The organism is Streptomyces sp. PTL18 (genome assembly GCF_059510295.1).
In genome coordinates, this window is record NZ_JCAJZO010000001.1 from 690,811 (window position 1) to 716,391 (window position 25,581).

Sequence of the window (25,581 nt, forward strand, 5' to 3'; positions counted from 1 at the left end):
CCGTCCGTCATGCTTCGGTCATTCCATTGGTGCACGGAACAATACCGGTCGCTCGCCGTCTCGGGCCATGACGCCCATCCGCCGTTCCACCATGGGCCTTGACGGTTCAAGCCGTCGAGTGGCAGCGTGAGGGAACCATGAAGAAATAGTCAGTGTGCTGAGCAATTCGACGGTCCTTGTGGATGCGAAGACGGATGGGGCTTGACGGATGGACAAGGTGGTCGCCACGGCCCTGGAGGCGGTGGCCGACGTGCCGGACGGCGCGTCGCTGGCGGTGGGCGGCTTCGGGCTGAGCGGTGTGCCGACCGCGTTGATCCAGGCACTGTACGAGCGCGGGGTCGGCGGCCTGGGCATCGTCTCCAACAACTGCGGTGCGATGGAGTCCGGTCTCGCGGTACTGCTGGCCGCAGGGCGCATCGCCCGGGTGACCGGCTCCTACATCGGGGGGAACAAGGAGTTCGCGCGCCGGTACCTGGCCGGTGAGATCGAGGTCGAGATGATCCCGCAGGGCACGCTGGCCGAGCGGCTGCGGGCGGGCGGGGCCGGCATCCCCGCGTTCTACACCCCGGCGGGCGTCGGTACGCAGGTCGCCGAGGGCGGCCTGCCGTGGCGTTACGACGGGCAGGGCGGGATCTCCCTGGCCTCCCCGCCCAAGGAGGTGCGTGAGTTCGACGGGGCGGAGTACGTGCTGGAGCGCGGTATCCGCACCGATTTCGCGCTGGTACGGGCGGCGAGGGGCGACCGGCACGGGAACCTCGTCTTCAACAAATCCTCCCGCAACTTCAATCCCCTGGCGGCCATGGCCGGCAGGGTCACGATCGCCGAGGTGGAGGAGCTGGTGGAGCCCGGGCAGATCGACCCGGACGCCGTGCATCTGCCCGGGATCTTCGTGCGGCGGGTCGTCCCCCTCACCCCCGAGCAGGCCGCGGACAAGAAGATCGAACGGCGCACGGTCTCCGCGCCCGGGGCACGAGGGACGGCGGGTGCGTGATGGCGTGGACCCGTGAGGAGATGGCGGCCCGCGCGGCGCGCGAGCTGAGGGACGGTCAGTACGTCAACCTCGGCATCGGACTGCCGACCCTGATCCCCAACCACCTGCCCGAGGGCGTCGAGGTGATCCTGGAGTCCGAGAACGGCATCCTGGGCACCGGTCCCTACCCCACCGAGGACGAGGTCGATCCGGACCTGATCAACGCGGGCAAGGAGACGGTCACGGTCCTGCCCGGCGCCGCCTTCTTCGACTCGGCGCTGTCGTTCTCCATGATCCGCGGCGGGCACATCGACGTCGCCGTGCTGGGCGCCATGCAGGTCTCCGCCAGGGGCGACCTGGCCAACTGGGCGATCCCCGGAAAGCTGGTCACGGGGATCGGCGGGGCGATGGACCTGGTGCACGGCGCCCGGACCGTCGTCGTCGTGATGACCCACACCGCCAAGGACGGCAGCCCGAAGATTTTGAAGGAGTGCGCGCTGCCGCTCACCGGCAGGGCCTGCGTCGACCGGATCATCACCGACCTCGGCGTCCTCGACGTCACCGACGACGGACTGGTCCTCGTCGAGACCGCGCCCGGGGTGAGTGTCGAGGAGATCACCGCCAGGACCGACGCCCCGCTGACCGTCGCGGAGGCACGCGCGTGAAGACCGTCTGCATCGTCGACGCGGGCCGCACCCCGATCGGCCGCTGCAACGGCGGCCTCGCGAACGTCCGCCCGACGACCTGGCCGCCCCTCGCCCGCCGCGGCTCCGGCACCGGCGTCGCGACCTTGTGCATCGGCGTGGGCCAGGGCCTCGCCCTCGTCCTCGAACGCTAGGAACCCTCATGGCTCTCACTCAGCAGGACATCGACCTGGAGATCGCGGCCGAGCACGCCGCCTACGAGAAGCGGGTCGCCGACGGCGGGCCCGTCGAGCACCACCCCCGCCGCGACTACGCGCCCTACCGCTCCTCGGTGCTGCGCCACCCCAAGCGGCCACCCGTCGCCATCGACGTCGGCAAGGATCCCGAACTGGTGGAGCTGTCCTCCCCGGCGTTCGGCGAACGGGACATCACCGAGATCGACAACGACCTCACCAAGCACCACCGGGGCGAGCCCATCGGGGAACGGATCACCGTCTCGGGCCGCCTGCTCGACCGCGGGGGACGTCCGGTGCGCGGCCAGCTCATCGAGATCTGGCAGGCGAACGCGGCCGGCCGGTACGCGCACCAGCGCGAGCAGCACGACGCCCCGCTCGACCCGAACTTCACCGGCGTCGGCCGCACGCTCACCGACGACGACGGCTTCTACCGCTTCACCACCGTCCAGCCGGGACCGTACCCGTGGCGCAACCACGTCAACGCCTGGCGTCCGGCCCACATCCACTTCTCGGTCTTCGGTACGGCGTTCACCCAGCGGCTGGTGACGCAGATGTACTTCCCGAACGACCCACTGTTCCCGCACGACCCGATCCTGCAGTCCGTGACGGACGACGCAGCCCGGCAGCGGCTGGTGGCGACGTACGACCACAGTCTGTCGGTGCCGGAGTTCTCGCTCGGCTACCACTGGGACATCGTGCTCGACGGCCCGCACGCCACCTGGCTCGAGGAAGGACGCTGACCTGCCATGACGAGGATCGACACGAGCACGCCGGAGAACGTGCTGCCCACCCCGTCGCACACGGTCGGCCCCTTCTACGGATACGCGCTGCCGTTCCCGGGCGGCGGTGCCATCGCGCCGGTCGGCGATCCGGAGACGATCACCCTCCAGGGGTACGTCCTCGACGGCGAGGGCAACCCGCTGCCGGACGCCTTCGTGGAGCTGTGGGGGCCGGACCCACGGGGCACGATGCCCACCACCGACGGCTCGATCCGGCGCGACCCGGCGACCGGCGGCCACCTGGGCCGCAACGGGGTGGAGTTCACCGGCTGGGGCCGCGTCCAGACCGACGCGAACGGCCACTGGTACGCCCGTACGCTGCGACCGGGGGCGCGCGGGCGCAGCGCCCCGTACATCAGCGTCTGTGTGTTCGCCCGCGGTCTGCTCGTGCATCTGTTCACCCGGATCTACCTCCCCGGCGACGAGGCGGCGCTCGCCGCGGACCCACTGCTCGCCCGGCTGGAGCCGGAGCGCCGCGACACGCTGATCGCGGTGGACGGGGGCGACGGCACGTACCGTTTCGACATCCGCCTTCAGGGCGAAGGCGAGACGGTCTTCCTGGAGTTCCGGTGACCTTTGCGGAGTCCTGCACCGGCCTGCTCGCCCCCGGGTGGGCCGGCTCCCCCGCCGCGTCGGCGACGAGCGACAGCGCGTATCTGCGGGCGCTGCTCGACGCGGAGGCGGCACTGACCCGTGCGCAGGCCGCGCTGGGGCTGGTCCCCGGGGATGCGGCGAGGGCGGTGGCCTCGGCGGCCGGGTCCGGCCGCTTCGACGTGCGGGACATCGCGCTGCGGGCCCGGGGCGGCGGCAATCCCGTGATCCCGCTCGTCGCCGACCTGACGAAGGCGGCCGGTCAGGAGTACGGGCCGTACGTCCACCGGGGTGCGACCAGCCAGGACATCCTTGACACCGCGACGATGCTGGTCGCCTCCCGCACCCTGGACCTGCTCCTGGCGGATCTGGAGCGTACGCAGGAGGCGCTGGCCCACCTGGCGGCACGCCACCGGGACACGGTCCTGCCCGGGCGGACACTCACCCAGCACGCGGTGCCGACGACGTTCGGCCTGAAGGCGGCCGGCTGGCGGTCACTGGTCCTGGACGCCCGGGACCGGCTGCGGGCCGTGCGCGACGGGTTGCCCGCCCAACTGGGTGCCGCAGCCGGCACTCTGGCCGCGTTCACCGCGTACGGCGCGCAGGACCCGACGGCGCTCGTGGCCGCGTACGCGCGGGAACTCGGGCTGCGGGCACCGGAGTTGCCGTGGCACACGCTGCGCACGCCCATCGCCGACCTGGCGGGCTCCCTCGCCTTCACGGCGGGGGCGCTGGGCAAGACGGCCACGGACGTCCTCGTCCTCTCCCGCACCGAGATCGCCGAGGTCGCCGAGGGTGCGGGGGGCGGCTCCTCCGCCATGCCGCACAAGGCGAACCCGGTGCGCGCGACCCTGATCGCGGCGGCGGCCCGACGCGCACCGCAGCTCGCCGCCACGCTGTACGGGGCGCTGGCCGCGGAGGACGAGCGCCCCGCCGGAGCCTGGCACGCGGAGTGGGAGCCGCTGCGCGACCTGCTGCGGCTGGTGGGCGGCGCGGCGCTCGACGCCGTGCAGCTGGCCGAAGGGCTCCGGGTGGACGCACACGCCATGCGGGAACACCTCGGTCTCACCCACGGGTTGATCGTCTCCGAGCGGCTGGCGGCGGAACTGGCGCCCGTGCTGGGACGCGCCCGCGCCGGGGAGCTGCTCACCGAGGCAGCCCGCCGCGCTCGCACCGAGGGCCGCACCCTGGCCGAACTCCTTGCCCAAGAGCCGGAGTTGAAGGACGTCGACCTCGCTGCCCTCACCGACCCGGCCCAGTACACCGGCTCCGCGGGAGCCCTCACCGACCGTGCCCTGGAGCGCTCGTGACCGACAAGCTGTTGCACCACCGGAGCGAGGGTCCCGCCACCGCTCCCCCGTTGATCCTCGGCCCCTCCCTCGGCACCTCCCTGGCCCTGTGGGACGCGGTGGCACCGGAGTTGTCCGTCACCCACCGGGTGATCCGCTGGGACCTTCCCGGCCACGGCGGCTCGGCCCCGGACCTCATCGGGCCCGGCGCGACGGTGGCCGGCCTCGCCGAACTGGTCCTCGCGCTCGCGGACTCCCTGGGCATCGACCGGTTCGCGTACGCCGGGGTGTCCCTCGGCGGGGCGGTGGGGCTGCACCTCGCGGTGCACCACCCCGAGCGGATCTCGTCACTGGCCGTCATCTGCTCCTCCGCCCACTTCAACGGCTCCAGGCCATGGGAGGAGCGGGCCGCGCTGGTACGCCGCGAGGGGCTGGCGCCGGTCGCCGCGACGGCCGACTCCCGTTGGTTCACGGCCGGGTTCACCGTGCCGCGGCTCGTCCAGGACCACCGCGAGGCGGACCGGGACGCGTACGCCGCCTGCTGCGACGCGCTCGCCGCGTTCGACCTCCGTGACCGGCTGGCGTCGATCGCCACGCGGACACTGCTGATCGCGGGCCGCCAGGACCCGGCGACGCCGCCCACGCATCTGCGGGAGATCGCCGACGCGGTGCCCGGCTCCGCCCTGGTCGAGATCCCGGGGGCCTCGCACCTGGCGCCCGCGCAGTGCCCGAAGGCCGTCCTGGCGGCGCTGCGCACGCACCTGACCGGAGCGCCGGAGCGCGGCATGGAGGTGCGGCGCCAGGTCCTGGGCGACGCCCACGTGGACCGGGCGCAGACGCGCCAGACCCCCTTCACCGCCCGATTCCAGGACTTCATCTCCCGCTACGCCTGGGGCGAGATCTGGACCGACCCGACGCTCTCCCGCCGCGAACGCAGCATGATCACACTGACCGCGCTGGTCGCGCACGGCCACTTTGACGAGTTGGCCATGCACGTGCGGGCGGCCCGGCGCAACGGACTGACGCCGCAGGAGATCGGCGCGGTGCTGCTGCAGACGGCCGTCTACTGCGGGGTGCCGGCGGCGAACTCGGCGTTCGCGGTGGCGCAGCGGGTGCTCGCGGAGGAGGAGGCCGCCGGAGGGTGACCCTGCCGGTCGTAGCTTCGGCAGCACCCCTCACAGGTCACCCCCGCGCGCCTAGGGTGGAGGCATGTCGACTGTTCTCATCACCGGTGCCACCTCCGGACTCGGCCGGTATGTCGCCTTCGAGCTGGTCCGCTCCGGGCATGTCGTCCTCGCCCACGGGCGGGACGCGGGCCGCACCGACCGGCTCGTCGCGGAGTTGCGCACCGAGGGCGAGGCGCACGGCTTCGTCGCCGACCTCGCCTCGCTCGCCGCGGTGCGCCGGCTCGGCGACGAGGTCGCCACGGCCCACCCCGGGCTGAACGTCCTGATCAACAACGCGGGGGTGGGCAGCGGCCCGCGCGGCTCCGGGCGCGAGGTCAGCGCCGACGGTCACGAACTGCGGCTCGCGGTCAACTACCTGGCGCCGGTCGTCCTCACCCGCGCACTGCTACCGGTGCTGCGGCAGAACGCGCCCGCGCGCATCGTCAACGTGGGCTCGGCGGGCCAGGAGCCCGTGGACTTCGACGACCCGGAACTGACCCGCGGCCACAGCGGTGTCTCGGCGTACTGCCGCAGCAAGTTCGCCCTGGCCGCGCACACGTTCACGCTGGCGGAGGAGCTCCAGGGCTCGGGGGTGTCGGTGAACGTCCTGCACCCGGCGACCTACATGGACACGGCGATGGTCCGCGAGGCGGGAGTCACACCGTGGAACACGGTGGCGGACGGGGCGGCCGGGGTGCTGGCACTGGCGGCCCAGAACGTGGGCAGCGGTGGGTACTTCGACGGCACGCGACCGTCCCGGGCGCACGAGGGAACGTACGACCGCGAGGTGCGGAAGCGCCTGACGACGGTCACAGATCAGCTGCTGGCGCTGTAGGCACTCCTGGACGGACGACCCGCCCCCACGGCACTAATCGGAACCCAGCGCGTCCCTCGCCCGAACGGCCAGTCCGTCCGCCCCGCAGGACTCCGCCAGCGTCAGCCCCCGCCGAAGCTCGGGCACCGACCTGGTCGCGATCCCGTACTCGACGAGCGCGGCAGCGTGTTCGTACTGACAGGGTGAGGCCTCCAGGTACGCCACGGCCTGCGCGGCCAGCCGCACCGCACGCTGCCCGGTCTCCAGCGCGGCGGCCACGCGAAGGGCCTCGCCGATCGCCGTGTCGGTACCGAGAAGCTCGGCCTGCCGGCGGGTCGTCGCGGCCAGGTCGGCGGCACGCCGCGGATCCTCGACGGCCAGTGCCCGCGCGAGGTCCCCGGCCCAGGGGGCCAGCACCGTGTTGTGCCCGCGCCCCGCGCACGCCTTCTCGGCGGCTTCCAGCTCGCCCACGGCCTCCTCGGTCCGCCCGACGGCGAGCAGCAGCCGGCCGCGCACGGAACGGGTGTCGGGCAGCACGATCGTGGACGGGTACGGGGGCGCGAAGCCGTACCGCTCGGCGAGGGACCAGGCCTCCTCCACGTGCTCGCGGGCGAGCAGGGTGTCGACGAGGCCGCAGGTCGCCGACCAGTACAGGGGCAGTCCGCGCCCGACGCGTTCGGCGAGCCGCAGCGACTCGCGCAGGGAGGTCTCCGCCTCCCTGAGCCGGCCCCTCCTGCGGTGCGCGAGCCCGACGTAGGCGTGGGCCAGCGCAAGGTGGCCGCCGCTCCAGCCGGCGGACTCGTACGCGCGCAGGGCCTCCGTGAACAGGCTCTCGGCCCGGTCCAGCCGGTCGGTGTAGGCGTACGCGCTGCCCAGCATGAGCAGCAGTTCGATGCCCCACTCGGTGTCGGTCCAGCCGAGTCCGGGGGCCAGGCGGCCGTTGACGAGGGCGCGGTCGCACACCTCCACGACCTCTTCGGCGTTCTCGCCGTGGGTCATCGCGTCGAAGCCGCGCAGGATGAGCAGGGCGCGTTCGGAGTTGTCCCTGCCGGTGCAGGTGCGGGCGAGTTCCGCCAGCTCGCGGGAGCGTGCCGGGGAGTCCTCCTCGGCCGCGTGGATGCTCTCCCACATGTAGTGGACGGCCTGCAGGCGCATCCGGGAGGGGCCCGGTTCGAGACGGGCGGCTTCCTCGTCGACGGTGCGGATGGCGTCGTCGAGCTGGTCGTTGTGCAGCAGGGCCTGGGAGAGGCGGTAGACGGCGTCCACCCGGTCGGCGCCCTCCAGCCCCGGCAGGGCAAGGGCGGCCTGGAGGTAGTCGATGGTGGTGGCGGGCGAGGTCAGCAGCGTGGCGCAGCCCAGCTCGTAGAGCACGTACGGGTGGACCTCGGTCGTCGGCGGTTCCACCAGGGCGCGCTCCAGGCAGCGGCGGGCCGCTTCGGGGGCGCCGACGGCGAGGTGTTCGCGCGCGGCCTGACGCATCTGCTCGACCAGTTCCTCGTCGTCGTCCGGGTGGACTTCGAGCAGGTGGCGGGAGGCGGCCGCCGCGCCGAGCCCGGAGTCGGTGACGACCCGTGCCGCGATGCCGTGCATGGCGGTGCGCAGCCCGTCGGGGATCGAGCGGTAGACGGCGCTGGCGATCAGCGGGTGGACGAACTCCAGCTCCGCGCCGTCCGTCCGGCGGCCCGCCGCGTCCGGTTCGGTCAGGATGCGGGCGACGCTGAGCAGTTGGGCACAGCGCGCGGCCTCCTCGCGGCTCATGGTGGCGAGTTCGGCCACCAGGTCCACCGTGATGCCGGTGCCGAGGATGGCCGCGGCCCAGGCGAACCGGGTGGCGTCGATGCCGAGGCCTTCCAGGCGGGCGACGAGGCCGTTGCCGCGGGCCGAGCGGTTCAGGTCGCGCAGTTCGGCGCACGATGCCTCGACCGGGTCGAGCCGGCTGTCCTGCACCTTGGCGAGGAGTTCGACGGTCTCGTACGGGTTGCCGCCGGTCACGGCCCACACCTCACGGCAGAACGCGGCGTCGGCGTGGGTGCCGACCGTGGCCCGGGCGAGGCCGGCGGTGGCCTCGGGGGTGAGCGCGCTCAGGGTGCTGACCGGGTGGCGGGCGGCCGCGGTGATCGCGTCGAGGTGGCGGGTGCCCTCGCCGGCGGCCTCACCGGGGCGGAGGGCCACCACGAAGAGCACGCGCAGGTCGGCGAGGCGTTCGCAGCAGGCGGCCAGCCAGTGCAGGGTCTCCTGGTCGGCCCAGTGGGCGTCGTCGACGACCAGGACCAGCGGCCACTCCCGCCGGGCGAGCCGGGAGACGACCTCGACCAGGCCGTCGCACACGCCCTGCGGGTCGGCCTGCCGCTCTCCGGGGTCCGCGATGCCGAGGGCGGGGCCCACGACCTCGTACCAGTCGCCCAGGTACTCCCGCGCCTCCTGGGGCATCAGGGACAGGAGCACGGGCTGGAGCAGTTGCCGTACGACGTGGAAGGGCACGGAGGTGACGGTCTCGCCGCCGCGCGCCCACCACACCGTGCAGCCGCGCTTCTCCGCGATACGGCGTGTCTCGGCGAGCAGGGCGGTCTTGCCGATGCCGGCCTCCCCGCTGAACACCAGCAGACTCCCCGGCTCCGAGGGCGACGCGTCATCGCTGAGCGCGTCGACCGCCTCGCTGATGACGGTGAGTTCCGCGTCGCGTTCCCACAGGGAAGCCGAGGCGGCCGCGCCGGGCCGTGCCTCCGTCATCCCGGTACCTCCCAGGTCGCCCAAACGACGTACGGGTATCGAGCCTAGCCCTCCCCGTGCCCCGGTGGAAAACGGTCGGGCACCTGTTGCCGTGACGGGTGACACGAGGCACTCCGGGGCGACGCGTTCGGGGGCCGACCAGCACGGGTGCGGGTAATAGGACGTCAAACTCCGTGCGGGGCAAGCGCATTCTCCCCCGTGCGGCGCCGGCCGGGTCCGGCATGGCGCGCGGCGCCGTGAGGTTCGTGACCGGAGCGGCGTCCGAGGGGACGGGGGTGTACGGGCGCGTCACCGGGGACGGTGCGGAGGGCGGGCGAAGGGGGGCACGGTCGCCGGTGCGGGGCGCGGGCGTGGTCCGGGCGCGGTCTCGGGCACAGTCCGGGCGCCGCGCCCGGCGGGTCGGGCCGACCGGGCAGCCGGGCGGTCCGCACAGCGTGGGCCGGGGCTCGGGCGGGCGCTCTCATCCGGCTTTCACACCCGCCTCATACGGTGGGGGCATGACGCAGGTGACTCCTCCCGGGTGGTACCCCGACCCGGGGCAGACAAGTGACGGGCCCGCCACCGAGCGCTGGTGGGACGGCAAGGCGTGGACGGACCGGATCCGCCCCGTGGACCCGGGTGTTTTCTGGGGGCCGCCGGCGCAGCCGCCGGTCGCCGGCGCGTACCCGGGCGAGCCGTTCGCCACCCCTCACCCCGGGGCCGGGCCCGCTCCGGCCCGGCGCGGGGTACGGACCGGGACAGCCGTGGGGCTGGCGATCGCGGTGCTGGCGGGCATAGGGGGCGGTGTCTACGCACTCACCGCGCAGGACGGCGGGAACGGCCGCTCGGCGGGCGCCCAGGGTCCGGGCGGCCCGGGCGGCTTCGGTGGCCGGGAGGGGCGGGGCGGCCGGGGCGGGCCCTTCGGCGGCGGTTCCGGGGGGTCGGGTGGTGGGACGCCCGCGCCCCGGCGGTCCGGGCAGCCGGGGACGGAGGACGGGTACGCCACCGACCCGTTCAACGGCATCAGCATCCCGGTACCCGACGGCTGGACCGGCCAGGTGATCGAGGGTGGGGCGGCCGTCCAGTCGGACGGCTCCTACAAGTGCCCCGGTGACACCTCTCAGACGTGCAACACCGGCGGGGCGTACTCCGCCTCCGCCGAGCAGCAGGGGCTGACGGCCACGACCGCTCGGGCGGCGGCCGAGCAGGACATCGCCAAGAACGCCGAGGAGTCCTACGGGGGCACGTCCTACGGTGGGATCACCTCGCACCGGGTACTGGCCTCCGGAGCGGTGACCGTGGCCGGGCAGCAGGGCTACATGGTGCGCTGGAAGGCGGTGACGGCCAAGGGCACGGACGGCTATGTCGAGTCGCTGGTCCTCCCGTCGCCCGCCGACCCCCACCGGCTCGTCGTCGTGCGCTTCGGTATCGACGCCGGGGCGAACGCGCCCAAGCCGTCCGTCCTGGACCAGATCACCAAGGGCATCAAGGCGGCGTCGGCGAGCGGCGCGGGCCAGAAGGTCTGAGCCGGCCCGGCCGGCATGATGCGGCCGGGCGGGGCTCCCCTCCGCTCCGAAGGGGCCCCGCCCGGCCGGGGTGCGCGCCGCCCCCGTCCCCACGGTGCGGCGCTGTCGGGCCGACGTCCGGTCATCCCACGGACGGCGGCCCGGTCCTCAGGTGAGTCCGAGCGACGGGAGCACCACGGCCTCGACGAAGCGCGTGAGGTACTCCTCGTCCGCGTACTCCCCCTCCAGCAGGGGGCGGACCCGCAGTACGCCCAGTAGTTGTGCGGGGATGTACTCCAGCGCCGGATGCTCGGCGGTCACCTCCCCGCGCTCCACGCCACGGCGGACGATCTCCTGCAACGCCCTGATCTCCGGCTCGACCAGCGCTTCGCGCAGCGCCCGCGCGAGTTCCGGGTCCTGCATCACGGCGTGGCCGAGGGCCTGGTGGAGCCTGGTGTCCCGGTGCGACCACTCGGCGGCGGCCCGCGCCACGGCCCGCAGGTCCCCGGCGAGCGATCCGGTGTCGATGCCCGCGAACCGCACGCAGCGGCTCGCCCTCAGGGCGGCGGCCACGAACTGGGGCTTCGTCTTCCACTGCCGGTACAGCGTGGACTTGCTGCACCGGGTGACGGCGGCGACGCCCTCCATGGTGACCGCGTCGTAGCCGCATTCGCGGATCTGCTCCAGCACGGCGTCGAAGAACTCCTGCTCGCGTTCGGGCGTGAGCTTGGAGCGGCGCGAGGCCGCCGCGGTCCGCGGTACCTCCGCTGCCTGCGACGTCATGGCTTGTGCTCCTCGGTCGGGGCGCCGGCCGGGTGGGCCGCCTCACACCAGTATATCGATACGCCAGCGTACCGGTACGCGACCGTATCGGTACACTGGCGTATCGATGAGCCTTGGACAGGACCCACTCCGGTGTCGAGTGGGTCCCCTCCTGGGCTCACCACGCACCGCCCGACGCATTCCCCCCGACGCCCGGCTTCGCACGTGCCCGGGGGCCCCATCGTCAGCAAAGGGAGGCGGGGATGGATTCCCGCACGGAGCCCGATCGCGAAGGGGCGGCCGCGACACACCGACCGCCCCTCGTCCGCGAAGTCCTTCTGGTCGCGGGGCTCTTCCTCGTCTACAAGTTCGGTCGACAGCTCGCGAACGGCCACACCGCGGAGGCGTTCCACAACGCGCACCGCGTCTGGGACTGGGAGCGCGCGCTCCGGCTGCCGGGCGAGGGCGCCGTGCAGTCCGCGCTGCTGCACGGCGGCACCCTTGTCCGCGCGGCGAACCTCTACTACGTGGCCGTGCACTTCACGGCCACGGCGGCGTTCCTGGTCTGGCTCTATCTGCGGCGGCCGGGACGCTACCTGTGGGCCCGCCGGGTCCTGGCCCTGGTCACCGGCGCGGCGCTGGCCCTGCACCTCACGTTTCCGCTCGCCCCGCCGCGGATGCTCCCCACGGCGCACCTGGTGGACACGGGGCAGCTGTACGGGCCGACGGTGTACGGGGCCGAGCCCGCGACCGACTCGATGGCGAACCAGTTCGCCGCCATGCCCTCGCTGCACTTCGGCTGGGCGCTGATGGTCGCGATCGGTCTGATCGCGGCGACCCGGTCCCGATGGCGGTGGCTGTGGCTGCTGCACCCGCTGCTGACCCTGCTCGTGATCGTCGGCACGGCGAACCACTACTGGCTCGACTCGATGGTGGCCACGGCACTGCTGGGCGTCGCCCTGGCGGTGGTGCCCAGCCCGTCGTCGACGCCGCCGGGGACCGACCCGACGGCGCGGCGCACGGTGCCGTCGCCGAGGTCCGCCGGGCCCAGGACCAGCGAAGGGCCCGGTCTCGTCGGAGCCGGGCGATGAGCGCCGCCGTCCTCGCGATCGTCCTGTCCCTGTTCTCCGCCGTCGCCTACGCGGCCGCCGCCGTGGCCCAGGAGCGGCTCGCCGCCCGGGAGAGCGGGAGCGGTATGGCGCGGCTGCTCACGCACGGCGCCTGGTGGTGGTCGGTCGCGCTGAACGCGTCCGCCGCGCTGCTGCACGTGGCCGCCCTCAGGTTCGGTCCGCTGACGCTGGTCCAGCCGCTCGGCGCGCTCACCCTGGTGGCCGCGGTACCGCTGGGGGCGCGGGCGGCCGGGCGCCGGGTCAGCGCGGCGGAGTGGCGGGGCACGGCCCTGACGCTGCTCGGACTGGCCGCGCTGCTGGTGACGGCCTCCGGGCCGGAGCCGGACGAGGTGCTGAGCCTGCCCGAGGCGCTGGCGGTGGCCGGGGCGACCACCGCCGTGATCGGCGTGCTCTCCCGGCCGGGCGCGCGCCCCGGACTTCGGCACGCGACCGCTTCCGGCTTCGCGTCCGGTGCCGCCTCGGCGCTCACCCAGACGGTGACGGTGGCGGCGACGAACCGCTCGGCACCGCTGCTGAGCGCTCACCTCGTCATGGTGGTGCTGCTGGTGGCGCTGTTCGCGACGGCCGGCCTGCTGCTGTCGCAGACCGCGTACCGCGACGGCCTCGGCGCGCCGCTCGCGCTCGTGACCCTCGCCAACCCGGTCGCGGCGGCGGTCATCGGCCTCAGCCTGCTGGGCGAACGCCTCCAGGGCGGCGCGGCGGGGGTGCTCCTCGCGGTGGCCGGCGCCGGCCTGGCGTCCTCGGGCGTGGTGACGCTGTCGCGGTCCGCCCCCGCCGACGACCATCCGGTCGCCGCGGTGCTGGCCCTGGAGCCCGGTCCGGCCCCCCTCGAGCCGTCGCTGCCCGCTCAGCGGCCGGCCGCGCCGGAGCAGCTGACCACCCCGTGAGGCACCGCCTTCTTCGGCGCGCTCCGCCCGAGCTCCGTGACCGATCCGATCCGGCCGCCGTTCTGGTCGAAGACGCTGTACCCGTTCGTCAGCTCGATCAGCTCGGCCTTCTGGTTCACCACCGGCACGGGTTCGGTGAACAGCGTCCGCCGCCGGGGCCGCTCGGGGCGGCCCCGGCCTGCTGCTGCACCTGGCGCCGGACGCGCGGATCGGCGGCCGCAACCTGGTGACCGCCGGGTTGCTGACCGGACCCCTGCTGGGGCTGTTGACCGTACGCCTGCCGACCGTATCCCTGCGGGACCCGCGCCTGCCGCGGCTGCTGCGCCGTGGGGTGGGCCTGCTGGTCGGCGTGGGTGTGGTGTGTCCACTGCGAACCGTCCCAGGAGCGCAGCGTGTGCGGCGCGCCGTGGGGATCGGGATACCGGCCTGCAGGTGTGTTCGAAGGCGTGGTGCCCGGGGCACGCTACCGCGAGCCGGCCGGAAACCCACCGGACCGGATGCTCCCGTCAGTCCGTGACGATCGCGGGGTCGCTCACGCCCGGCCGCCCGTTCTCCACGTGCCCGGCGAAGCGGCGCAGGAAGGACGGGGCGGCCTCGGAGGTGACGGTGAGGTCGTACCAGCGCCTGCTCGCCCCCAGGTCGACGGTGTGCTCCACGGTGGCACCGGGTCGCACGGTGACCGTCCGCGGGCGGCCGCCGTAGCCGCTGGTGACCGTCAGACGCGCCGTGCCGGAGCCCTCGTTGGTGAAGGTCAGTGCGAGGTCGTCACCGGTGGTCCGGGCGGTGACCTCGCAACCGGCGGACGTGGCACGGCCCTTGAAGACGCGCAGGAAGCCGTTGGGGCCGTGCACGGTCAGGTCGTAGGAGCCGCCCGAGTAGGCCGCGTTCCAGGTGTCCGAGACCGACTTGCCGGCCTCGGTGGTGTAGCTCCAGGGGCCGTCGGTGCGGTTGCCGGAGGTGACGAGGAAGGCCGCACCGGCGTGGGCGCCGGAGGCGAAGCTGAGGGTGAAGGTCCCGGCCGCGGTGTCCGCCGAACCGTCCACGTGCGGCGCGTACTTCAGCGGGCGGGTGGGCCGCGGACCACGCTCCTGCTTGGGCAGGGCGCCCTGGGCGGGCGGCGTCGGCACGTAGTCGGGGTGGCGGTCCCGGTCCGGCGGCTGGTAGCCGTCGGTGGACGGCAGCGCGACCGGCCCGGTGTCCTTGCGGGAGAAGTCGAACGCGGAGGTCAGGTCGCCGGTGACGGCGCGCCGCCAGGGGGAGATGTTCGGCTCGTGCACACCGAAGCGGCGCTCCATGAACCGGATGACGGAGGTGTGGTCGAGCGTCTCGGAGCAGACGTAACCGCCCTTGCTCCACGGGGAGACGACCAGCATCGGCACCCGCTGCCCGAGACCGTAGGGGCCGGCGACATGGCCGGCGTCGCCCTTGAACAGGTCCGGTCCCACGTCGACGGTGGACTTGCCCTGTGCGGCCGATGCGGGCGGGAACGGCGGTATCAGGTGGTCGAAGAAGCCGTCGTTCTCGTCGTAGGTGATGAACAGGGCCGTCTTCGCCCACACCGCCGGGTCGGAGGTGAGCGCGTCCAGGACCTGGGCGACGTACCACGCGCCGTAGTTGGCGGGCCAGTTGGGGTGCTCGGTGAACGCCTCGGGGGCGACGATCCAGGAGATCTGCGGCAGCTTGCCGGACTTGACGTCGGCCTTGAGCCGGTCGAAGAAGCCCTCGCCGGTGCGGGCGTCGGTGCCGGTGCGGGCCTTGTCGTAGAGGGGGTCGCCGGGCTTCGCGTCCTGGTACTGCGTGAAGTACAGCAGCGAGTTGTCGCCGTAGTTGCCGCGGTAGGCGTCCTGGATCCAGCCCCAGGAGCCGTTCGCGTCCAGGCCGTCGCCGACGTCCTGGTAGATCTTCCAGGACACCCCCGCCTTCTCCAGGCGCTCGGGGTAGGTGGTCCAGCTGTAGCCCGCCTCGTCGTTGCCGAGGACCGGGCCGCCGCCCCGGCCGTCGTTGCCGGTGCAGCCCGTCCACAGGTAGTAGCGGTTCGGGTCGGTGGACCCGATGAACGAGCAGTGGTAGGCGTCGCAGATGGTGAAGGCGTCGGCGAGCGCGTAGTGGAAGGGGATGTCCTCGCGGGTCAGGTACGCCATGGTCGTGGAGCCCTTGGACGGAACCCACTTGTCGTACTTGCCCCCGTTGAAGGCGGCGTGCCCGTCGTTCCAGCCGTGCGGCAGGTCCTGGATGAAGGCGAGACCCAGATCGTCGGCGTCGGGGTGGAACGGCAGGATGTCCTTGGTGCCGTCCGACTGGTGCCAGACCGTCCTGCCGTTCTGCAGCGTCACCGGGCGCGGGTCACCGAAGCCCCGGACCCCTCCGAGGGTGCCGAAGCAGTGGTCGAAGGAACGGTTCTCCTGCATCAGGACGACGATGTGCTCGACGTCCTCGATGGTGCCGGAACGGTGGTTGGCGGGAAGGGCCGCGGCGCGCTCGACACTGCTCGAGAGCGCGGCGAACGCAGCGGTGCCGCCCGCGAGTTGGAGAAAACGGCGCCGATTCACTTCAGGCATGACGGGGTGACCTCTTGTCCTGGCGGGGCGCGATGCGCCCGATGGTGAGGGAACCTGCGCGAAGGGAGTGTTCCAGCAGCACCGAACGTCAGGAAAGGGTCTGATGGCGCCCACGTGAAAGTCGGCGGTACGCCGGATGTGGGCCGGGCCAAGAGCTGATGCGGGATGGGCAAGACCCCGTGCGGGACCCGCCGGAACCTGCCCGGGGGGCGCTCAGCGGGCGGGCGGCGGGGCGGCCGTATCCGCCGGCGGACATCGTGGCCGGGTGGCCCCGGCCGGGGTCCGCTCGATCAGGTGGGTGGCCCGCCGTCCGCCGTCGGGACGATGGGCAGCGCCAGATGTGCCAGGTCGTCCGGCCGAGGGGTGGTCACCGGCCACAGCGGGGCGGGGGTCCCGTCGACGACCGCCGCCGGGGCGTCGGTCAGCTTCATCCGCTCACGCAGGCGGCCGTAGAAGTCCATCGGCCCCAGCCGGACGGCCCTCAGCCGGCGCGGGGCGGGGTAGACGCCGATCCAGTCCCCCGGGTACAGGACGCCTCGCAACTGGCCGTCGATGCTGACGGCGGCCTGGCCCGACCGTTCGAGGACCTTCAGGGCGACGGGCTCGTCGGGGGCGGCCACCACGGAGCGGTTGAACGCCATGTGCGGGGCGACCGGTGTGAAGACGAGGGCTTCCGCGCGGGGCGAGACGACCGGGCCGCCGGCGGCGAAGCTGTAGGCGGTCGAACCCGTCGGCGTGGCCACCAGCAGGGCGTCGGCGGAGTACGAGGCCAGCAGCCGCCCGGCGACATAGACGCCGACCGACACCTGCCGGTTGCGGGCCAGCTTCTCCAGTACGACCTCGTTCAGCGCCATGACGTTCAGCGGAATGCCCCAGTCGTCACAGACCTCGCAGTGGGCGCGCACCTGTGGCGGCGGCAGCAGCGGCCCGCGGCCGTAGCGCGTGAGCGCCTCCATCTCCGGCGGCACCTCCAGACGGCGTGAGGCGCGCAGGGTCAGCAGCATGCGGAGGTCGACCGAGAACCGGTCCTCCCGCACGGCGTCCAGTGCCTGGCGCACCTGGGTGACGGGCACCTCCGTCAGGAAGCCCACCCGGCCGATGTCGACCCCCAGGACCAGGGCGTCGTTCTCGGCAGCCAGCCGGGCACCCCGCAGGAAGGTCCCGTCTCCGCCCAGAGTGACGATGAGGTCCGGGTCGCCCGCGGAGTCCACCTCGTCCCGGGCGTGGCGCCGCTCACCACCCCGCCACACGTCGATGTCCGCGTACCGCACCGCGTGCTCGGCGCACCACGCGCGCACCGTCCGCGCCGCGTCCACGGCTTCGGCGCGGCCGCCGTGGACGACCAGGCCGATACGTCCCACCGTCACGTCTCCGCCTCCCGGTCACCTCGTGGATGATCGCCTGCCGCACAGGCCCGGGCATCCGTCCGCCCCGCCCACCTCCAGTCTGGCGGCGTTCCGTCCGCGCGTCAGCGCGGGGCCCACTCGCCCGGCGGCCGGCGCCACCCGTGGCCGGGCCGCACGGGCATCGGAGGCCGGTCGGTCTCCTCGGCCGGAGGACGGCCGTGCCGCCGGGCCGGTCGGCGCCCCGGCCGCCACTGCTCGGGCCGCGTCGGAGGCAGAGCGCACGGTGCCGGCGCCCGGCTCTGCGCGGTCTGCCGGCACGGGTCACCACTCGGTGAACGAGCCGTCGGCGCGCCGCCACACCGGGTTGCGCCAGCGGTACCCGACCTCTGCGGCACGGCGGACGGCCCTGTCGTCGATCTCGACGCCGAGCCCGGGACGGGAGCCGACGAGGGCGTGGCCGTCGTCGAACCGGAAGGGTGCCGGGTCCGTCACATGGTGCAGCAGGTCCCGTCACCGTTGGAGTGGATGCCCGGACTCCGTGTTCCCGGCCGAGGAAGTCCGGTACCGCGCAGGCGATCTGCAGGCTCGCGGCCTTCCGCCTGGCAGAAGCCGCCTTGCGTCGCGATCGCGCCCGTCAGGACCCTGAATCCAACCACGGTACGCGGGGCGAGGACGTCCCGCTCTCAGGGACGGGAACGCCATGCCTCACATGACCGCCTTCGCCAGGAACCAGTGGTACGTCGCCGCCTACAGCCATGAGGTGGGACGGGAGTTGCTCGGCCGTACGATCCTCGGTGAGCCGATCGTCCTCCACCGCACCCAGGACGACGGCACCGCCGTGGCCCTGGCCGACCGCTGTGTCCACCGCCGTTTCCCGCTCTCGGAGAGCCGGCTCGACGGGGACCGCATCGTGTGCGGGTACCACGGGTTCACGTACGACACGACGGGCGCCTGTGTGTACGTGCCGGGGCAGAAGCGCATCCCGCGTACGGCCCGGGTCGCCTCGTACCCGGTCGTCGAGCAGGACTCCCTGGTGTGGGTGTGGATCGGCGACCCGGCGCCGGCCGACGCGGGGACCATTCCGCGGGCGCGGCACCTCGACTCCCCGGGCTGGGTCACGGTGCGCGGCATGGAGCCCATCGACGCCGACTACGGCCTGCTGGTCGACAACCTGCTCGACCTCTCCCACGAGACGTACCTGCACGGCGGCTACATCGGCACCCCTGAGGTCGCCGAGACGCCGATCACCACCGAGGTCGACGAGGGCGCCGGTATCGTGCGGGTCAGCCGGCACATGGACGACGCCGCGTGCCCGCCCTTCTACGCCCGCTCCACCGGTATCGACGGCCGCATCACCCGCTGGCAGGACATCGAGTACCACGCCCCGTGCCTCTACCTGCTGCACAGCCGCGTCGCGCCGGCCGGCGTGCTGCCGGAGCCGGACGGCAGCGACCCGAACGGCTTCCACACCGAGATCACCTACGCGATCACCCCGTCCACGGACGGCAAGGTGTACGACTTCTGGGCCGTCTCACGGGACTTCGCCAGGGACGACGAGGAAGTCACCACGTTCCTGCGCGACTTCAACCACACGGTCGTCATGCAGGACGTCGACGCGCTCAACCTGCTGCAGAGGACGCTGGGCACCGAGCGGACCGGCTACCAGGAGCTGAGCATCAACATCGACACCGGCGGTCTCGCCGCCCGCCGTATCCTCGCCCGTCTGGTCGAGGAGGGCGACAAGCCGGTGGAGAAGGTCCGGTGAGCGCACCCTCCCCCTCTGCGCCGCGCGAGGTCTACCGCATCGACTGGCTCCCTGGCACGGACGTCCTGCACGGCACCTGCCACTGCGGCGCCGAGCACACCGCCCAGGATCCGGTGGAGATGTGGGAGTGGATGCTCGCACACCCCGAAGGACACCGGCCTCGAGGAACCACGTCATGACCGCGTACGAGACCGAACTCGTCGTCGACCGCCGCGAGCCGGCGGCCGAGGGCGTCCTCGCCCTCACCCTGCGCCGTCCGCTGGGCGAGGTGCTGCCGGACTGGGAGCCGGGCGCCCACGTCGACGTCCTGCTCGGGCCGGGACTGGAGCGGCAGTACTCGCTGTGCGGCGATCCCGCGGACCGGTACGCCTGGCGGATCGCCGTGCTTCACGAGGCCGACGGGCGGGGTGGGTCGGCGTACGTCCACGAGCAGGTGCGCGAGGGCGACAAGGTGCGCGTGCGGGGCCCGCGGAACCACTTCCCCCTGCACCCCTCCCCGCGCTACCGCTTCGTCGCCGGCGGCATCGGCATCACACCCGTCCTGCCGATGCTCGCCGCGGCCGAGGCGGCGGGCGCCGAGTGGACCCTGCTGTACGGCGGCCGCACCCGCCGGTCCATGGCGTTCACCGCGGAGTTGGAGCGGTACGGGGACCGGGTGACCGTCGCGCCGCAGGACGAGACCGGGCTGCTGGAACTGGACTCGGTGCTGGACGACCTGCCCGACGGCACACTCGTCTACTGCTGCGGCCCCGGCCCGCTGCTGGACGCGGTGGAGGAACGCTGCCCCGCGGGGACGCTGCACGTCGAGCGGTTCCAGCCCAAGGCGCAATCGGCCGGAGAGGACCGCGGGTTCGAGGTCGTCCTCGCGCAGAGCGGCCGTACGCTCACCGTCCCGCCGCGCGTCTCGATCCTCGACACCGTGCGCGACGCCGGCGTCGAGGTGCTCTACTCCTGCACCGAGGGCACCTGCGGCACCTGCGAGACCGATGTCCTGGAGGGCACCCCGGACCACCGGGACTCGGTGCTGACGGAGGAGGAGCGGGACTCCGGCGAGACGATGATGATCTGCGTTTCCCGGTGCCGGGGCGGGCGACTGGTGCTCGATCTCTGACCAGGGCTGTTCCCCGATGGGTCGGCTCCGGCACATCGGGGAACAACCCTAGATCCGGCTCTCCGTCGCCGTGTCCGCCGACAGTCGCTGGGCGACGTAGATGGGGATCACCGACAGCAGGACCAGTACCGCCGCCACCACGTTGACGACAGGAGCCTGCTGAGGACGTGTCATGTTGTCGAAGATCCAGATCGGCAGGGTCTCGATGCCGGGGCCCGCGGTGAACGTCGTCACCACGATCTCGTCGAAGGACAGCGCGAACGCGAGCAGCCCGCCCGCGAACAGCGCCGAGCGCACCAGTGGGAACGTCACGTCGACGAAGGCGCGGAACGTGTCGGCCCCGAGGTCCATCGCGGCCTCCTCGTAGGAGCCGGAGGTGCGGCGCAGCCGTGCGACCACGTTGTTGAAGACGACGACGATGCAGAAGGTGGCGTGCCCGACGATCACGGTGAACAGGCCGAGACCGATCCCGAGCGGCTGAAGGACCGTGCTGAACGCCGAGTTGAGGGCGATGCCGGTGACGATGCCGGGCAGCGCGATCGGCAGCACGACCACGAACGAGATGGTGCCGCGGCCGAAGAAGCGGTGCCGGGCCACCGCGAACGCGATCAGCGTGCCCAGCACCAGGGCGATGGCCGTGGCGCCGAGGCCCGCCTTCACCGAGACCCACAGTGCGCTGCGGGCGCCCGCGTTCTGCCAGGCCACCGACCACCAGTGGAACGTCCACCCGGGCGGGGGCCAGCTCGCGCTGCGGTCCGGGTTGAAGGAGTTGACCAGGACGAGCCCGAGCGGGACGTAGACGACCGCGAAGCCGAGCCCGGCAGCGATGCGCAGCGCGATGCGCGCGGAACGGGACAGTTGCATGACGTGGGACCTCTTCTGGAGGCTGCCGGTTTCCTGGGGCCCGGGATTGCTAGAGGCTGCTGAGCGCGCCGGTGCGTCGCATCGCCAGCAGGTACAGCACGATGACCACGACCGGTACCGTGCCCAGTGCGGCGGCCATGGGCAGGTTGAGCTCGATGTTGGAGTAGACGAGGTTGCCGATCAGCTGGGTCTTGCCGCCGACGATCTGCACGGTGATGTAGTCGCCGAGGCTGAGCGAGAAGGTGAAGACCGAGCCGGCGGCGACGGACGGCAGCACCATCGGCAGGACGACCGAGCGGAAGGTCCGGCCGGGCCGCGCCCCCAGGTCGGCGGAGGCGTCCAGCAGGTTGGCGGGCAGCTGTGCCAGTGCCGTGTGGACGGGCAGGATCATGTACGGCAGCCACAGGTACGTCAGCGTGATGACGGCCGCCGGGAGGCCGAACCCGGGTCCGCTCAGCCCGAACGGCTCGAGCATCCAGTCGGCGAGCCCGCCCTCGGACAGGATCAGCCGCCACGCGTACACCTTGACCAGGTAACTCGCCCACAGCGGGGTCAGGATCGCGACCACCAGCAGCGGTCGCCACCCGGGCCTGGCGACGCGTGCCGTGTAGAAGGCGAGCGGGAAGGCGATCACCGCGCACAGGACGGTGACCGCGAGGGCCACGACAATGCTGCGCCGGACGACCTCGCGGAAGACGGGGGTCGCGAGCAACGCGTGGAAGTTGTCGGTCGACCAGACCTTCACCACCTCGGAGGTGAAGGAGTTCGTCGTCCAGAACGCCGAGACGAACAGCACTGCGAGCGAGCCGAGGTAGAGCACGGCCAGCCACAGCAGCGGGGCGGTGAGCAGCAGGGACAACCGCAGCCGCGGGCGGCGGTGCAGCATCCCGGCGAGCCGCCGGACGGGGGCCCGTCCGGCGGCCTGCGCGGTGGCGGTCATCGTCTTGGCCCTCAGCCCTTGATCTCGGTCCAGGCCTGGACCCACTTGGCGTACGGCACGCACGTGACGTCGGTGCGGCCGTCGAGGCACTGCTCGATGGGCGTGTTCCAGAAGGCGATGTTCTTCCAGTAGGCCGTGTCGGCGGCGTGGAAGGTGGTGCAGAAGGACTTGTCGCTGGTCTGCTCGCACGCCTTGGCGTTGGCCGGGGCCTCACCGAAGTACTCGGCGACCTGCGCGTTCACTTTCGGGGAGATGATCCAGTTCATCCACTGGTAGGCGCAGTCGGGGTGCTTGGCCTTGGAGTACAGCATCCAGGTGTCGGACCAGCCGGTCGAACCCTCCCTGGGCACCAGCGCGTTGACCTTGGCGCCCTCGCTCTTGGCCAGGTTGGCGATGACCTGCCAGGTGGTGCCGACCACGGAGTCGCCGCTCTTGAAGGCGGAGACCTCCTTGAGGTAGTCGCTCCAGTACTCGCCGACGTCGGCGTTCTGCTTCTTCAGCAGGTCGACCGCCGCGTCGAACTGCTTCTGGTCGAGCGCGTACGGGTCCTTGATCTTCAGTTCTGGCTTGGTGGCCTTGAGGTACAGCGCCGCGTCGGCGATGTAGATCGGGGAGTCGTACGCCGTCACGTGCCCCTTGTACCTGGCGGCGTCGTCGAAGACGGCGGACCAGGAGGTCGGCGCGGGCTTGACCTTCTCCGTGTTGTACATGAGCAGGTTGGCCCCGCGGCCGTGCGGGATGCCGTAGGCCTTGCCCCTGACGGAGTTCCAGGGCTGCAGCTTCAGGTCTTTGAAGACGTCCTTGTAGTTCGGCACGAGGTCGGTGTTGACCGGGGCGGCGTCACCGGAGGCGATCAGGCGCAGGGAGGCGTCGCCGGAGGCGGAGACGGCGTCGTACTCGCCGGTCTTCATCAGTTTGACCATCTCGTCGGAGCTGGCCGCCACCTTGGAGTGGACCTGGCAGCCCGTCTGCTTCTCGAAGTCGCCGACCCAGTTCACCTTGGGGTCGTTGGAGCCGTCCTCGACATAGCCGGCCCAGGCGATGAGGTTGACCTGCCCCTCGTTCCTGCCCAGCTTCGACTGCGCCTTGAGGTCCGGCGGATTGAGGCCGGTGGCCGACGAGGAGCCGCCCGAGCCGGAGCCGGACGAGCCGCAGGCGGTGGCGGCGAGCAGCACCGCGGCGGCTGCGGTGGCCTTCAAGGTACGGGTGAGACGCACGACGTTCTCCATACGTGACGGTGACCTGGCGTGGGGCATGGTCAGCGGGCTGCGGGGACCTGGACGGCGTGGCGGCGGTGCCACGTCAGGCGCACCCGGGTTCCGCGGTAGGCGGCGACGTCCTCGGAGGAGGTCTCCAGGTTCTGCTGGAGCGCGGTGAGGCGGCCGCCCGCGTCGAGGTCGACGAGGAAGCGGGTGACGTCGCCGAGATAGACGACTTCGGCGACGGTGCCGGTGGCAGAGGCGTGCTCGGGCTCGTCGGCGAGGGCGGCCTCCTTCAGCACCCGGATCTTCTCGGGCCGGATGCTGTACGTGCCCGGGACGCCGGTGACGCGCTCGGCGGCCTCTGCCTGCAGCAGGTTGGAGGTGCCGACGAAGGAGGCGACGAAGGCGGTCGCGGGGCGCTCGTAGATCTCCGCGGGGGTGCCGACCTGTTCGATGCGGCCCTGGTTGAAGACGGCGATGCGGTCGCTCATCGTCAGAGCCTCCTCCTGGTCGTGGGTGACGAACACGAAGGTGATTCCGACCTCGCGCTGGAGGGCCTTGAGCTCGACCTGCATCTGCTCGCGCAGCTTGAGGTCGAGGGCACCGAGCGGCTCGTCGAGCAGCAGCAGACGGGGGCGGCCGACGAGGGCGCGGGCGAGCGCGACCCGCTGTCGCTGGCCACCGGAGAGCTGACCCGGCCGCCGCTCGCCGAAGCCTTCGAGGCGTACGTCGGCGAGCGCCCTGCGGGCCCGCCCGAGCCGTTCGGCCTTGGGCACCTTGCGGACCTTGAGGCCGTAGGCGACGTTCTGCTCGACGGTCATGTGCGGGAAGAGCGCGTAGTCCTGGAACACGGTGTGGACGTCCCGCTCGAAGGGGGCGAGGCCGGTGACGTCCTGACCGGCCAGCTCGACGGTGCCGGAGGTGGGGCTCTCGAAGCCCGCGATCATGCGCAGGACGGTCGTCTTGCCGGAGCCGGACGGGCCGAGCATCGAGAAGAACTCCCCGTCGGCTATCTCCAGGTCGACCCCGGCCACGGCGATGGCACCGCCGAACTCCTTCCGCAGGCCCTGCAGCCGGATGGCGCTGCCCTCCATGGACGGGAACCTTTCTGGAGCAGTCTTCCGTTCTTACCCCGGGTCGTAAAGATATGAACCCATAGTGGTCCCGCAGCTCCTCCGGGCTCCAGCCTCTGCGGCGCACCCTGGAGGAGTTCGCGGCGGCCGGGGACGCGGCGGCGCGCAGCCGCCTCTACGGCCGGTTCCACGTGGAGCTTGCCGCCGCCGCCCAGTCGGCCCGGCTCACCCGGGAGCAGATCGCGCTCCAGACGGAGGTCGGGGCGCTGCTGTGTCTCGTCCTCGGGGACGACCCCTGTCGCGACGAGGTGGCCGGCCGCCACCGCTCCCTCGTGCGCGCCGTGCGGGACGGGGCCCGGGATGCCGCCGGGGAACTGGCCGAGCAGTGCGTCCGGGAATCGACCGCACGGCTCATCGCTCTGCGGGTGGCCCTGTAGCCCGTGCCGTCGCGGTCCGGCCCGGTCCCGTGACGGCAAGGGCGAGTCCCGGCTCCGTCGGTGACCTGAACACCGACGGAGCCGGGACCGTGAGGGAGAAGTCCTAGGCCGGCAGTTCGGGCACCACACTCAGATGGCTCGCCGTGTTCCGGGCACGCCGCGGACGGCGGGCGGCCTGGGCCGGGCGGCGGGCCTCGCGCAGCACCAGGGTCAGCCGGGAGTACCCCATGTCGTGCAGGGTCTTGGGGGTTTCCCCCACCACCCGGCAGTCGGTGCCCCAGCGCGGGTCGGGATGCAGCAGCGGTCGTACCGCCCCGTCGTGCTCCACGGCGTGCGGTCCGGCCACGCGGATCCAGTGCGGCAGGCCCTGCCGGTAGGCGGCCTCCATGATCGGGTCCTGGGCGATGTCCCGGCGGATGGACTGCAGCCCGTGATCATGCCCGTGACGCTCCACGGCCGCGGCGAAGTGCGCGAGCATCGGCAGGCACCAGCTCGACTCGTGCTCGCCGAGGATCGTGCCCGCGTCCGGATGGAACAGCACGAACCGCAGGAAGTTCTCGCACGGCATGGCCGTCGGATGGGATGCCACTGTGCCGAACAGTGTCCTGAAGGCGCTGTTGGTGAGCACCACGTCCCAGCGGTGGTCGAAGACGACGGACGGGAAGGGGACGGCCTCGACGAGCGTGGCATAGTCCTGCAGATACGCCCGTGCTTCCGGACTCTCGGGGAGGAGCCGCGGCTGCGACCGCTGCCCTTCTGCCTGAAACGCCATCGGGAGGTCACCCCTCTTGCCCTTGCGGCCT

23 protein-coding genes and 3 pseudogenes are annotated in these 25,581 nt (G+C 72.6%); 15 read left to right on the top strand and 11 right to left on the bottom strand.

Translation table 11 applies throughout. The features are described from left to right. The first annotated feature begins 208 nt into the window (after positions 1-208). The 8 genes and pseudogenes from AC5WS8_RS03270 (at position 209) to AC5WS8_RS03305 (ending at position 6,510) form a co-directional block, all read left to right on the top strand. Positions 209-991: a CoA transferase subunit A gene (locus AC5WS8_RS03270; protein ID WP_496101698.1), complete on the top strand. Its 783-nt coding sequence runs from the start codon at positions 209-211 to the stop codon at positions 989-991. Further along, entirely contained in the window at positions 991-1,635 is a 645-nt protein-coding gene (locus AC5WS8_RS03275) for a CoA transferase subunit B (protein ID WP_496101699.1), read from the top strand. Before AC5WS8_RS03270 ends, AC5WS8_RS03275 begins: the two co-directional genes overlap by 1 nt. Positions 1,636-1,667: 32 nt before the next feature. Further along, positions 1,668-1,808 (top strand): annotated as a pseudogene (locus tag AC5WS8_RS03280) (3-oxoadipyl-CoA thiolase); the annotation flags it as partial. Positions 1,809-1,816: 8 nt separating this feature from the next. Then, complete coding sequence (pcaH, locus tag AC5WS8_RS03285; protein WP_496101700.1) at positions 1,817-2,590, top strand: protocatechuate 3,4-dioxygenase subunit beta; 774 nt, start codon at positions 1,817-1,819, stop codon at positions 2,588-2,590. 6 nt (positions 2,591-2,596) lie between these two features. Then, the gene (gene pcaG, locus AC5WS8_RS03290) at positions 2,597-3,202 is read left to right on the top strand and encodes a protocatechuate 3,4-dioxygenase subunit alpha (protein ID WP_496101701.1); all 606 of its coding nucleotides are present in this window, start codon (positions 2,597-2,599) and stop codon (positions 3,200-3,202) included. Next, on the top strand, positions 3,199-4,530 hold the full coding sequence (gene pcaB, locus AC5WS8_RS03295; protein WP_496101702.1) for a 3-carboxy-cis,cis-muconate cycloisomerase: 1,332 nt from the start codon (positions 3,199-3,201) through the stop codon (positions 4,528-4,530). The genes pcaG and pcaB overlap by 4 nt, the downstream gene beginning before the upstream one ends. Beyond that, entirely contained in the window at positions 4,527-5,654 is a 1,128-nt protein-coding gene (pcaDC, locus tag AC5WS8_RS03300; protein WP_496101703.1) for a bifunctional 3-oxoadipate enol-lactonase/4-carboxymuconolactone decarboxylase PcaDC, read from the top strand. The genes pcaB and pcaDC overlap by 4 nt, the downstream gene beginning before the upstream one ends. A 64-nt stretch (positions 5,655-5,718) precedes the next feature. Further along, on the top strand, positions 5,719-6,510 hold the full coding sequence (locus AC5WS8_RS03305; protein ID WP_496101704.1) for an SDR family NAD(P)-dependent oxidoreductase: 792 nt from the start codon (positions 5,719-5,721) through the stop codon (positions 6,508-6,510). A gap of 33 nt (positions 6,511-6,543) precedes the next feature. Here AC5WS8_RS03305 and AC5WS8_RS03310 read toward each other — a convergent pair whose 3' ends face one another. Next, positions 6,544-9,219 carry an ATP-binding protein gene (locus tag AC5WS8_RS03310; protein ID WP_496101705.1) on the bottom strand — a complete coding sequence of 892 codons (2,676 nt, stop codon included), beginning with the start codon at positions 9,217-9,219 and terminating at the stop codon, positions 6,544-6,546. Positions 9,220-9,716: 497 nt separating this feature from the next. On the opposite strand from AC5WS8_RS03310, the gene AC5WS8_RS03315 reads away from it, so the two are divergent. Continuing rightward, the gene (locus tag AC5WS8_RS03315; protein WP_496101706.1) at positions 9,717-10,724 is read left to right on the top strand and encodes a DUF2510 domain-containing protein; all 1,008 of its coding nucleotides are present in this window, start codon (positions 9,717-9,719) and stop codon (positions 10,722-10,724) included. A gap of 147 nt (positions 10,725-10,871) precedes the next feature. Here AC5WS8_RS03315 and AC5WS8_RS03320 read toward each other — a convergent pair whose 3' ends face one another. Then, positions 10,872-11,486 (bottom strand): TetR/AcrR family transcriptional regulator, encoded by a 615-nt coding sequence (locus AC5WS8_RS03320; RefSeq protein ID WP_496101707.1) that lies wholly within the window; start codon positions 11,484-11,486, stop codon positions 10,872-10,874. 242 nt (positions 11,487-11,728) lie between these two features. Here AC5WS8_RS03320 and AC5WS8_RS03325 point away from each other — a divergent pair, with 242 nt between their 5' ends. Both AC5WS8_RS03325 and AC5WS8_RS03330 read left to right on the top strand, forming a co-directional pair. Further along, the gene (locus AC5WS8_RS03325) at positions 11,729-12,556 is read left to right on the top strand and encodes a phosphatase PAP2 family protein (protein WP_496101708.1); all 828 of its coding nucleotides are present in this window, start codon (positions 11,729-11,731) and stop codon (positions 12,554-12,556) included. After that, on the top strand, positions 12,553-13,482 hold the full coding sequence (locus AC5WS8_RS03330; protein ID WP_496101709.1) for a DMT family protein: 930 nt from the start codon (positions 12,553-12,555) through the stop codon (positions 13,480-13,482). Before AC5WS8_RS03325 ends, AC5WS8_RS03330 begins: the two co-directional genes overlap by 4 nt. Positions 13,483-13,484: 2 nt before the next feature. Here AC5WS8_RS03330 and AC5WS8_RS03335 read toward each other — a convergent pair. The 4 genes and pseudogenes from AC5WS8_RS03335 to AC5WS8_RS03350 all read right to left on the bottom strand — a co-directional run. Then, positions 13,485-13,873 (bottom strand): annotated as a pseudogene (locus AC5WS8_RS03335) (phospholipid scramblase-related protein); the annotation flags it as partial. Positions 13,874-13,988: 115 nt separating this feature from the next. Beyond that, positions 13,989-16,040 carry a phosphocholine-specific phospholipase C gene (locus tag AC5WS8_RS03340; RefSeq protein WP_496101710.1) on the bottom strand — a complete coding sequence of 684 codons (2,052 nt, stop codon included), beginning with the start codon at positions 16,038-16,040 and terminating at the stop codon, positions 13,989-13,991. 290 nt (positions 16,041-16,330) lie between these two features. Then, positions 16,331-17,407 carry an NAD(+)/NADH kinase gene (locus tag AC5WS8_RS03345; protein WP_496101711.1) on the bottom strand — a complete coding sequence of 359 codons (1,077 nt, stop codon included), beginning with the start codon at positions 17,405-17,407 and terminating at the stop codon, positions 16,331-16,333. A 300-nt stretch (positions 17,408-17,707) separates the two neighbouring features. Further along, complete coding sequence (locus tag AC5WS8_RS03350) at positions 17,708-17,878, bottom strand: hypothetical protein (protein WP_496101712.1); 171 nt, start codon at positions 17,876-17,878, stop codon at positions 17,708-17,710. 208 nt (positions 17,879-18,086) lie between these two features. Between AC5WS8_RS03350 and AC5WS8_RS03355 the strand changes: the two genes are divergently transcribed. Genes AC5WS8_RS03355 through AC5WS8_RS03365 form a run of 3 tightly spaced genes read left to right on the top strand, consistent with a single transcriptional unit; the run spans position 18,087 to position 20,262 of the window. Then, positions 18,087-19,151, top strand: coding sequence for an aromatic ring-hydroxylating dioxygenase subunit alpha (locus AC5WS8_RS03355; protein ID WP_496101713.1), 1,065 nt, complete (start codon positions 18,087-18,089; stop codon positions 19,149-19,151). Then, positions 19,148-19,330, top strand: coding sequence for a hypothetical protein (locus AC5WS8_RS03360; protein ID WP_496101714.1), 183 nt, complete (start codon positions 19,148-19,150; stop codon positions 19,328-19,330). Before AC5WS8_RS03355 ends, AC5WS8_RS03360 begins: the two co-directional genes overlap by 4 nt. After that, positions 19,327-20,262 (top strand): PDR/VanB family oxidoreductase, encoded by a 936-nt coding sequence (locus AC5WS8_RS03365; protein WP_496101715.1) that lies wholly within the window; start codon positions 19,327-19,329, stop codon positions 20,260-20,262. The genes AC5WS8_RS03360 and AC5WS8_RS03365 overlap by 4 nt, the downstream gene beginning before the upstream one ends. Before the next feature lie 48 nt (positions 20,263-20,310). Here AC5WS8_RS03365 and AC5WS8_RS03370 read toward each other — a convergent pair whose 3' ends face one another. The 4 genes from AC5WS8_RS03370 to AC5WS8_RS03385 are packed head-to-tail and all read right to left on the bottom strand — an operon-like array spanning position 20,311 to position 24,362. Next, the gene (locus tag AC5WS8_RS03370; RefSeq protein ID WP_496101716.1) at positions 20,311-21,126 is read right to left on the bottom strand and encodes an ABC transporter permease; all 816 of its coding nucleotides are present in this window, start codon (positions 21,124-21,126) and stop codon (positions 20,311-20,313) included. 49 nt (positions 21,127-21,175) lie between these two features. Further along, entirely contained in the window at positions 21,176-22,066 is an 891-nt protein-coding gene (locus tag AC5WS8_RS03375) for an ABC transporter permease (RefSeq protein ID WP_496101717.1), read from the bottom strand. Between the two features lie 11 nt (positions 22,067-22,077). Next, positions 22,078-23,283: an ABC transporter substrate-binding protein gene (locus AC5WS8_RS03380; protein ID WP_496101718.1), complete on the bottom strand. Its 1,206-nt coding sequence runs from the start codon at positions 23,281-23,283 to the stop codon at positions 22,078-22,080. Positions 23,284-23,324: 41 nt separating this feature from the next. Continuing rightward, a complete protein-coding gene (locus tag AC5WS8_RS03385) occupies positions 23,325-24,362 on the bottom strand; it encodes an ABC transporter ATP-binding protein (protein ID WP_496101719.1) in 1,038 nt (345 codons plus the stop codon). Positions 24,363-24,448: 86 nt separating this feature from the next. Between AC5WS8_RS03385 and AC5WS8_RS03390 the strand changes: the two are divergent. Further along, a pseudogene (locus tag AC5WS8_RS03390) lies at positions 24,449-24,778 on the top strand (FCD domain-containing protein); the annotation flags it as partial. Positions 24,779-24,881: 103 nt separating this feature from the next. On the opposite strand, the gene AC5WS8_RS03395 reads toward AC5WS8_RS03390, so the two are convergent. After that, positions 24,882-25,550: an MmyB family transcriptional regulator gene (locus AC5WS8_RS03395; RefSeq protein WP_496101720.1), complete on the bottom strand. Its 669-nt coding sequence runs from the start codon at positions 25,548-25,550 to the stop codon at positions 24,882-24,884. Between the last annotated feature and the right edge of the window lie 31 nt (positions 25,551-25,581).

Coding starts and splice junctions, on each gene's coding strand:
- AC5WS8_RS03270 (WP_496101698.1), top strand. CDS start 209: ATGGACAAGGTGGTCGCCACGGCCCTGGAGGCGGTGGCCGACGTGCCG.
- AC5WS8_RS03275 (WP_496101699.1), top strand. CDS start 991: ATGGCGTGGACCCGTGAGGAGATGGCGGCCCGCGCGGCGCGCGAGCTG.
- pcaH (WP_496101700.1), top strand. CDS start 1,817: ATGGCTCTCACTCAGCAGGACATCGACCTGGAGATCGCGGCCGAGCAC.
- pcaG (WP_496101701.1), top strand. CDS start 2,597: ATGACGAGGATCGACACGAGCACGCCGGAGAACGTGCTGCCCACCCCG.
- AC5WS8_RS03305 (WP_496101704.1), top strand. CDS start 5,719: ATGTCGACTGTTCTCATCACCGGTGCCACCTCCGGACTCGGCCGGTAT.
- AC5WS8_RS03310 (WP_496101705.1), bottom strand. CDS start 9,219: ATGACGGAGGCACGGCCCGGCGCGGCCGCCTCGGCTTCCCTGTGGGAA.
- AC5WS8_RS03315 (WP_496101706.1), top strand. CDS start 9,717: ATGACGCAGGTGACTCCTCCCGGGTGGTACCCCGACCCGGGGCAGACA.
- AC5WS8_RS03320 (WP_496101707.1), bottom strand. CDS start 11,486: ATGACGTCGCAGGCAGCGGAGGTACCGCGGACCGCGGCGGCCTCGCGC.
- AC5WS8_RS03325 (WP_496101708.1), top strand. CDS start 11,729: ATGGATTCCCGCACGGAGCCCGATCGCGAAGGGGCGGCCGCGACACAC.
- AC5WS8_RS03330 (WP_496101709.1), top strand. CDS start 12,553: ATGAGCGCCGCCGTCCTCGCGATCGTCCTGTCCCTGTTCTCCGCCGTC.
- AC5WS8_RS03340 (WP_496101710.1), bottom strand. CDS start 16,040: ATGCCTGAAGTGAATCGGCGCCGTTTTCTCCAACTCGCGGGCGGCACC.
- AC5WS8_RS03355 (WP_496101713.1), top strand. CDS start 18,087: ATGCCTCACATGACCGCCTTCGCCAGGAACCAGTGGTACGTCGCCGCC.
- AC5WS8_RS03365 (WP_496101715.1), top strand. CDS start 19,327: ATGACCGCGTACGAGACCGAACTCGTCGTCGACCGCCGCGAGCCGGCG.
- AC5WS8_RS03370 (WP_496101716.1), bottom strand. CDS start 21,126: ATGCAACTGTCCCGTTCCGCGCGCATCGCGCTGCGCATCGCTGCCGGG.
- AC5WS8_RS03375 (WP_496101717.1), bottom strand. CDS start 22,066: ATGACCGCCACCGCGCAGGCCGCCGGACGGGCCCCCGTCCGGCGGCTC.
- AC5WS8_RS03385 (WP_496101719.1), bottom strand. CDS start 24,362: ATGGAGGGCAGCGCCATCCGGCTGCAGGGCCTGCGGAAGGAGTTCGGC.
- AC5WS8_RS03395 (WP_496101720.1), bottom strand. CDS start 25,550: ATGGCGTTTCAGGCAGAAGGGCAGCGGTCGCAGCCGCGGCTCCTCCCC.